1 protein-coding gene is annotated in these 261 nt (G+C 67.4%); it reads left to right on the top strand.

The window, feature by feature from the left end:
* The coding region (locus tag SB717_RS37070) for a hypothetical protein (protein WP_410908088.1) at positions 1 to 261 on the top strand (261 nt) is incomplete at both ends.

Genomic DNA, 261 nt, shown 5'->3' with positions numbered 1-261 from the left:
CCCTTGGCCGGTCGGCCGATCAGATCCGGGCCGCTGCCGCCGGGCAGACCGATCCCCTGGCCCGCCTACAAGTTGCTGTTCAGCTGCTCTTTGAGCTCTGCAGGCCCGACCCCAACGCCAAGCGTCCGCTGTTCAACGACTTCGCGCCGCAATTGCTGCTGACGCATCCCGCCGAGGTCAAGATCGCCCACGCACCCCTGCTCGCCCTGTTCACCGAGTTGATGGAACTCGCGCACGAGGCCGGCGAACTGCGTCCCGACG

The organism is Priestia sp. SIMBA_032 (assembly GCF_046535215.1).
In the GTDB taxonomy this organism is placed as follows: Bacteria; Bacillota; Bacilli; order Bacillales; family Bacillaceae_H; genus Priestia; species Priestia aryabhattai.
Note: the sequence above shows the minus strand (reverse complement) of the source record. Positions and strands in the feature narration are given on the sequence as shown.